The following is a 6,870-nucleotide window of genomic DNA, read 5'->3' as shown; positions in this document are numbered from 1 at the left end:
GTACGAATCAGCCACGCCGCAGTCACAGCGCAGGGAGTACAGCGCGCGGTTCGTGGACTTGGTCGACTCCGTCGCCGGTGACCTCACCGCCGCCGAGTGGGGCGGTTGCCGGACGGGGCCGCGTTCGCGGTCGTGGTCGGGGGCGAGGCCGACGCGCTGCACGAGGTGTGGCCGCTGGTCGCCGCGGCCGAACCCGCCGTGCCGCTCTACGGCGGGACCGGAGCGCCCGTCGTCGGCGCGACGGAGCTCAACGGAGCGTTGGCGGAGGCTCGTTACGCGCTCGCCTCGGCACGGAGCACCGCCGCGGTGGACGGGTCGGCGCTCACCGATGCCTCGTCGCTCACCGGACTCGACGCGTTGCTCACCGGGGTTCCGGCCGAGGTCCGTACCGCCTACAGCCGGACCGTTCTCGGTGAACTGCGGTCCAACGCCGTCCTGTTGGAGACGCTGGAGACCTTCCTGGTCTGTGACGGTTCCTGGGCGCGGACGGCGGAGGCGCTGCATCTGCACGTCAACTCCGTGCACTACCGCATCGGGCGCATCGAGCACTTCACCGGCCGTGACCTCTCCCGCCTCTACGACCGCCTCGACCTGTGGGCGGCCCTGTTGTGCCGGGCGGACAGCGCCTAACCTGCACGTTCTACGGTCCGGCGGTCCAGGGGAGGTTGGGCGTGCTGCTGCGTCAGCTGGAGTACCTGGTCGCGCTCGCCCGTGAGCGGCACTTCGCGCGCGCCGCGGCGGCCTGCTACGTCTCGCAGCCCTCGTTGTCGGCCGCGATCCGGCGTCTGGAACACGAGTTGGACGTGCCGATCGTGCGGCGCGGCAGACGGTACGAGGGGCTGACCCCGGAGGGTGAGGTGGTGCTGGCCTGGGCGCACCGCATCCTGGCCGAACAGGACGCCCTGCACCAGGAGTTGTCGGCGCTGCGGGGCGGACTGACCGGCACGCTGCGGCTGGGCGTGGTCCCCACCGCGCTGCCCGCCGCGTCCCTCCTCACCACCCCGTTCTGCGTACGGCATCCCCGGGCCCGGGTCGCCCTGGAGTCGCTGTCGTCCGTCGGCATCACCCAGGGGCTCGCCGAGTTCGAGCTGGACGCGGCGATGACGTACCTGGACGACGACACCCTGCGCAACGTCCGCCGCTTCCCGCTCTACGAGGAGCGGTACGTCCTCCTGACGCCCGTCGACGGGCCACTCGCCGGTGTCACCAAGGCCAGTTGGGCCCAGGCGGCCACGCTTCCCCTCTGCCTGCTCAACTCCCGGATGCGCAACCGCCGCATCATCGACGAGTGCTTCGCCGCCGAGGGTGCGACGGCCTCCCCGGCGATCGAGTCGGACAGCGTCGCCGGGCTCTACACGCTGCTGCCCGGGGGTCGTTGGTCCAGCGTGATCTCGCACGCGTGGCTGCACATGTTCGACGTACCGGACGGGATGCGGGTCGTACCGCTGAAGGGGCCCGCGCACGGCCCCCGGGTCGGACTGGTCGTCGCCCGCAGCGACCCCCAATCGGTGCTGGCGGAGGCGCTGTTGAAGGTGGCCCGGGAGGCGGGCGTACGGGACGCGCTCGACGAACTGCTGCACACCTATCTGGGCGGCGACGCACGCTGATAGGAGCGGGCTATGCCGGCATAGCAACGTTCGCTTTGACCAGGGCGATCGACCCCGAGGATCGTGAAGTGCACCTTCCGACAACGGAGTTGAGGAGCCGCGACATGGCCAAGGTTCTCTGTGTCCTGTACGACGACCCCAAAGACGGTTACCCGACCTCGTACGCCCGCGACGACCTGCCCGTGATCGACCACTACCCGGGCGGCCAGACCACCCCCACCCCCGAGGCGGTCGACTTCACCCCGGGCCAGCTGCTCGGCAGTGTCTCCGGTGAACTCGGCCTGCGCGCCTACCTGGAGGCGGCCGGGCACACCCTCGTCGTCACCTCCGACAAGGACGGCGAGGGCTCGGTCTTCGACCGTGAACTGGTCGACGCCGACATCGTGATCTCGCAGCCGTTCTGGCCCGCGTACCTCACCCCGGAGCGCATCGCCGCCGCCAAGAACCTCAAACTGGCGGTCACCGCCGGCATCGGCTCCGACCACGTCGACCTCGACTCGGCGATCTCCCACGGCGTGACGGTCGCCGAGGTGACGTACTGCAACAGCATCAGCGTCGCCGAACACGTCGTGATGATGACGCTGTCCCTCGTGCGCAACTACCTGCCGTCCCACCAGGTCGTGCTCGACGGCGGCTGGAACATCGCGGACTGCGTGGCCCGTTCGTACGACCTCGAAGGCATGCACGTCGGGACGGTCGCCGCCGGGCGGATCGGGCTCGCGGTGCTGCGGCGGCTCGCGCCCTTCGACGTGAAGCTGCACTACACCGATCGGCACAGGCTGCCCGAGGACGTGGAACGGGAGTTGGGGCTGACCTGGCACGAGAGCGCCGAGGACATGGTGCCGCACTGCGACGTCGTGACGATCAACGCGCCGCTTCACCCCGAGACGGAGGGGCTGTTCGGCGACAAGCTGCTCGCGCAGATGAAGCGCGGCGCGTATCTCATCAACACCGCGCGGGCGAAGATCGTCGACCGCGATGCCGTCGACCGGGCGCTGCGCAGTGGGCAGTTGGCGGGTTACGCCGGTGACGTGTGGTTCCCGCAGCCCGCTCCGGCGGACCACCCGTGGCGCACCATGCCGCACCACGGGATGACCCCCCACATCTCCGGTTCGTCGCTGTCGGCGCAGGCCCGGTACGCGGCGGGCACCCGGGAGATCCTGGAGGCGTTCTTCGCGGAGCGGCCGATCCGGGACGAGTATCTGATCGTGGACGGGGGCGCGTTGGCGGGTACCGGCGCGCACTCCTACTCGGTCAACAAGTGACGGAGCACTCGGCCGGCACGTGACCGACGGAGGCCATGGCCCGCATTACACGCGGTCGATGTGCACGTTCGTCGACTTCACGCGGGCGGTGGCCTCCATGCCCACCTCCAGGCCGAGTTCCTCGACGGCCTCGCGGGTCAGCAGGGAGACCAGCCGGTGCGGGCCGGCCTGGATGTCGACCTGGGCGGCGACGTCGCCGAGCTTGATCGCGGTGACGATGCCGGGGAACGCGTTGCGCACCGAGGTGTAGGAGGGGTCCTCCTCGACACCGCCCGCCTTCGCCAACTCGACCGAGAACGCGGCCAGGGCGACCCCGTCGATGAGCCGGCGCCCGCCCTCGTCACGGTGGGTCGTCACCCGGCCCGCGTCCGCCCACCGGCGCGCGGTGTCCGGGCTCACGCCGAGCAGCCGCGCCGCCTGGCCGATTGTGTAGGACTGCATACGCGCCACCCTAGGGCCAGAAACGGTAAGCGGTGGACGGGGGGATGGCTCTGGGGTATAACGCGATATAGCGTCAGGGCGTCGATCGGGGTGAGGGTATGTCGGGTGAGCTGACGGGCACGACCGGGTTGCGGGCCTCGCATGCGGACCGGGACCGCGTCGTGGACGTGCTGACCGGCGCGGCCGGCGACGGCAGGCTGACCGCCGACGAACTCGACGAGCGCGTCGAGGCGGCCCTGACCGCCCGCACGATGGGGGAGTTGGCGGTCCTGACGGCCGACCTTCCGGTGGTGGCGGGCACGACTCCGGTCGAGGTCAAGGACGTGGCCCGCATCGAGCAGAACGGCGGTTCGACGCGGCGCGGTGACGGCTGGGTGGTGCCGCGCCGGCTGGAGATCCAGTCGCGCCTGGGCGATGTGACCCTCGACTTCACCGAGGCCGTGATCACCCAGGACACCTTGCGCATCGACCTGGACATGCACCTCGGTTCGCTACGGCTGCTGCTTCCGCCGGGCATCGTGGTGGACACCGACTCCCTGGTGCTCAACTACAGCAAGGTCAAGACGCGCGGGCAGGGTGACGCGGGGGTTCCGGTCGAGCTGCGGATCGAGATCGCCGGGCAACTGGGCTTCGGGAAGGTGCGGGTGCGCCGGACGCGGCGCGCGGTCAGGAAATCCCCGACGCCCTGAGGACCGAGCGCGCGGTCTCGTCGTCGATCAGATGGCCCAGGTGACGCCGGACGTCGGTGCCCTGGCGCAGCGTGCCGCGTTCCGTCGAGTGCCGCATGCCTGTGTCGAGTTCGTGCCAGAGCAGGGGGTTGGCGACCAGGACACGGGGGTCCAGTTCCAGCCAGTGTCCGTGCGCGTCCCGCAGGACCAGGCGTGCGGAGACGTCGCCGTACTGCCGTACGACGGTCAGCGCGTCCGTGTGCACCGTGCGCCGCAGCAGCGGGCTGTCGACGGTGAGCCAGCCGGGGCCCGCGGTGACGCGGTGCGGCAGCAGGACGGCGAAGAGCGCCGCCGACAGGGCGAACCACAGCAGGGCGCGGATCAGGGTCAGGGTTCCCGCGTTCCAGTCGACCAGCAGGGTCATGCCGAGGAAGCCGAGCGCGCAGCCCGTCGCCAGCCGGGCGTCGCCACGCCAGTGGCGGTCGCCGGCCGGGTCCGGTGGGAGGGTGCTGTGCCGCATGAGGCCGACGGTAGGCCGCCGCGACCGCGACACGAGGGCCGCTGACGGGGCTCTTACACACGGGGACCGGATTTTGTCGTCTCTCTTACGGTGATGCCGGCTCGGGCGACCACGAACGGTCAGCCGGCGCGGGGGCGCGGTGTGCCGGTCAGCCGGTGTGTACACGCGGGCGCCGCGCACGGTCCGGTTCCGCCTCGCGCAGGACCTCGCGGGTGACCGGGGCGACCTCGCCCTGGCCGAAGAGGAAGAAGCGGAGGAAGTTGGCGAAGGGGTTGCCCTCGGTCCACTCGAAGTAGATGTGCGGGGTGCGGCCCGTCGTGTCGCGGACGTGGAGGAGGAGCGCGGCCAGGGCGTTGGGGATGGAGGAGGACTCCAGGGTCAGCACCCGGTAGCGGTTGTGCAGCACCTCGCCGCGTACGGTCAGGCCCGCCTCGAACTCGGAGGCGTCGAGGACCGTCACCTCCACGAAGACGAAGTCCTCGCCGGGGATGTCGTTGTCGTTGCGGATCTGCTCGATCTTGTCCCGGTACTCGGCCTTGTCGCGGCGGTCGGGCTCGTTGGCGACGAAGCGGATCTTCCGGCTGGCCATGTCGCGGATGAATCGTTCCGCCATGGGGTCCAACTGCACGCTCGTCACGCGGAGTTCGAAGGCGCGGGCCAGCCGGGACAGCAGGGAGACCAGGATGATGCCGGCGATGAAGCAGGCGCCGATCTTCACGCCGTCGGGGCGTTCGATGACGTTGACGACGGTGACGTAGAGGAGGACCGCGGAGACGATGCCGAAGACGACGGTCCAGTTGCGCTGCTGGGCGCGGCGGGCCGCGATGGTGACCGCGATCGCGGCGGAGGACATGAGGACCAGGACGCCGGTGGCGTAGGCGCCGCCCTGGGCGTCGACGCTGGCGTCGAAGATCCAGGTGACCAGGAACGCGACCAGGGTGAAGACGATCACCATCGGGCGGACGGCGCGGGCCCAGTGCGGGGCCATGCCGTAGCGGGGGAGATAGCGCGGCATCAGGTTGAGCAGGCCGGCCATAGCGGAGGCGCCGGCGAACCACAGGATGGCGATGGTCGAGAGGTCGTAGACCGTGCCGAAGGCGTTGCCCAGGTACTCGTGCGCGAGATAGGCGAGCGCGCGGCCGTTGGCCTGGCCGCCCGCCTTGAACTCCTTCTCCGGGATCAGCACGGTGGTGATGAAGCTGGTGGCGATCAGGAACACGCTCATGATGAGCGCGGCGGTCGTCAGCAGCTTCTTGGTGTCGCGGATCCGGCCCTTGGGGTTGTCGTGGGTGTCGTCCGGGTCGCCCTCGACGTGCGGCATGACGGCCACGCCGGTCTCGAAGCCGGAGAGGCCGAGGGCGAGCTTGGGGAAGACCAGCAGGCTCACGCCGATCATCGCGAAGACGTTGCCGTGCTCGGTGGTCAGGGCGCTGGTCCAGTCGGTGACGACGTGTCCCTCGGTGGCCACGTGCCACATGCCGACGATCACGACGACGACGTTGAGGCTGAGGTAGGCCGCGACCAGGTACACGGCGACGCCGATCGCTTCCAGGAAGCCCTTCAGGAACACCGCGCCGAGCAGGGCGACCAGGATGAGCGTGATCAGCATCTGCTTGTCGTGCAGCATGCTCGTCAGGTGCGGGTTCTCCACGAGGTGGGTGGAGGCGTCCGCCGCCGACAGGGTGATCGTGATCAGGAAGTCCGTCGCCGCGAACCCGAGCAGGGTCAGGACGAACAGCTTGCCCTTCCAGAACGACAGCAGCCGCTCCAGCATCGCGATGGAACCCTCGCCGTGCGGGCTCTCCTCGGCGACCCTGCGGTACACGGGCAGGGCGCCGGCGAGGGTGACGACCACGAGCACGATCGTCGCGACGGGGGAGAGCAGTCCGGCCGCGAGGGCCGCGATGCCCGGCTGGTAGCCGAGGGTGGAGAAGTAGTCGACGCCGGTCAGGCACATCACCCGCCACCAGCGCTGGCCCTGGTGGACGTGCTGCTCCGGTTCCGGGGCGGTCTGCGCGACCTGGTGGCCGCCCTTGCCCATGTCGGCCAGGCCCTCCAGCATCCAGGCGCGCATACGACTGGGAGGGTGTTCGGTCGTGGCCATCGGCGTGCTCCTGTGGTGCGGGTCAGCGTGTGGTCTCTGGCCATCACGCGGACGGCGGCACCAGCGTAAGCGGAGAGTGACGTGTGGGCCCATGGATGTGGGGGGCTTGGGCGTCAATCTTGCGTTAAGACTGGCCGGGTTGCGTCGACCGCCACGACAGCACCGACCACCGCGACTGCGCGGACAGCACGGACCCCGTGCTCAGCCACGACCCGGCCGAGACCAACGACAGGGCCGAGCCGATCGCTGCGGGCGGGAGACGTGC

7 protein-coding genes are annotated in these 6,870 nt (G+C 70.2%); 4 read left to right on the top strand and 3 right to left on the bottom strand.

The genetic code is table 11. From position 1 onward, the window contains the following. Positions 1 to 96 precede the first annotated feature (96 nt). From ACNFOC_RS48420 to ACNFOC_RS48410, 3 genes are all read left to right on the top strand, one after another. Complete coding sequence (locus ACNFOC_RS48420) at positions 97 to 630, top strand: PucR family transcriptional regulator (protein ID WP_416965381.1); 534 nt, start codon at positions 97 to 99, stop codon at positions 628 to 630. Positions 631 to 671: 41 nt separating this feature from the next. Then, positions 672 to 1,607, top strand: coding sequence for a LysR family transcriptional regulator (locus ACNFOC_RS48415; RefSeq protein ID WP_416965380.1), 936 nt, complete (start codon positions 672 to 674; stop codon positions 1,605 to 1,607). A 104-nt stretch (positions 1,608 to 1,711) separates the two neighbouring features. Then, positions 1,712 to 2,872 (top strand): NAD-dependent formate dehydrogenase, encoded by a 1,161-nt coding sequence (locus ACNFOC_RS48410; RefSeq protein ID WP_416965379.1) that lies wholly within the window; start codon positions 1,712 to 1,714, stop codon positions 2,870 to 2,872. A gap of 45 nt (positions 2,873 to 2,917) precedes the next feature. On the opposite strand, the gene ACNFOC_RS48405 is transcribed toward ACNFOC_RS48410, so the two are convergent. Further along, positions 2,918 to 3,313 carry a TOBE domain-containing protein gene (locus tag ACNFOC_RS48405; RefSeq protein ID WP_416965378.1) on the bottom strand — a complete coding sequence of 132 codons (396 nt, stop codon included), beginning with the start codon at positions 3,311 to 3,313 and terminating at the stop codon, positions 2,918 to 2,920. A 98-nt stretch (positions 3,314 to 3,411) separates the two neighbouring features. Between ACNFOC_RS48405 and ACNFOC_RS48400 the strand changes: the two genes are divergently transcribed. Beyond that, positions 3,412 to 4,002: a DUF1707 SHOCT-like domain-containing protein gene (locus tag ACNFOC_RS48400; protein ID WP_416965377.1), complete on the top strand. Its 591-nt coding sequence runs from the start codon at positions 3,412 to 3,414 to the stop codon at positions 4,000 to 4,002. Here the strand turns inward: ACNFOC_RS48400 and ACNFOC_RS48395 are convergent. Both ACNFOC_RS48395 and ACNFOC_RS48390 read right to left on the bottom strand, forming a co-directional pair. Continuing rightward, positions 3,980 to 4,501, bottom strand: a complete 522-nt coding sequence (locus ACNFOC_RS48395) for a hypothetical protein (protein ID WP_416965376.1) — start codon at positions 4,499 to 4,501, stop codon at positions 3,980 to 3,982. The two genes, ACNFOC_RS48400 and ACNFOC_RS48395, sit on opposite strands and share 23 nt — an antisense overlap. Positions 4,502 to 4,649: 148 nt before the next feature. After that, the gene (locus ACNFOC_RS48390; RefSeq protein WP_416965375.1) at positions 4,650 to 6,605 is read right to left on the bottom strand and encodes an APC family permease; all 1,956 of its coding nucleotides are present in this window, start codon (positions 6,603 to 6,605) and stop codon (positions 4,650 to 4,652) included. Between the last annotated feature and the right edge of the window lie 265 nt (positions 6,606 to 6,870).

The organism is Streptomyces colwelliae, assembly GCF_048158785.1.
Lineage (GTDB): Bacteria > Actinomycetota > Actinomycetes > Streptomycetales > Streptomycetaceae > Streptomyces.
Note: the sequence above shows the minus strand (reverse complement) of the source record. Positions and strands in the feature narration are given on the sequence as shown.

Coding starts and splice junctions, on each gene's coding strand:
- ACNFOC_RS48405 (WP_416965378.1), bottom strand. CDS start 3,313: ATGCAGTCCTACACAATCGGCCAGGCGGCGCGGCTGCTCGGCGTGAGC.
- ACNFOC_RS48390 (WP_416965375.1), bottom strand. CDS start 6,605: ATGGCCACGACCGAACACCCTCCCAGTCGTATGCGCGCCTGGATGCTG.
- ACNFOC_RS48410 (WP_416965379.1), top strand. CDS start 1,712: ATGGCCAAGGTTCTCTGTGTCCTGTACGACGACCCCAAAGACGGTTAC.
- ACNFOC_RS48400 (WP_416965377.1), top strand. CDS start 3,412: ATGTCGGGTGAGCTGACGGGCACGACCGGGTTGCGGGCCTCGCATGCG.
- ACNFOC_RS48395 (WP_416965376.1), bottom strand. CDS start 4,501: ATGCGGCACAGCACCCTCCCACCGGACCCGGCCGGCGACCGCCACTGG.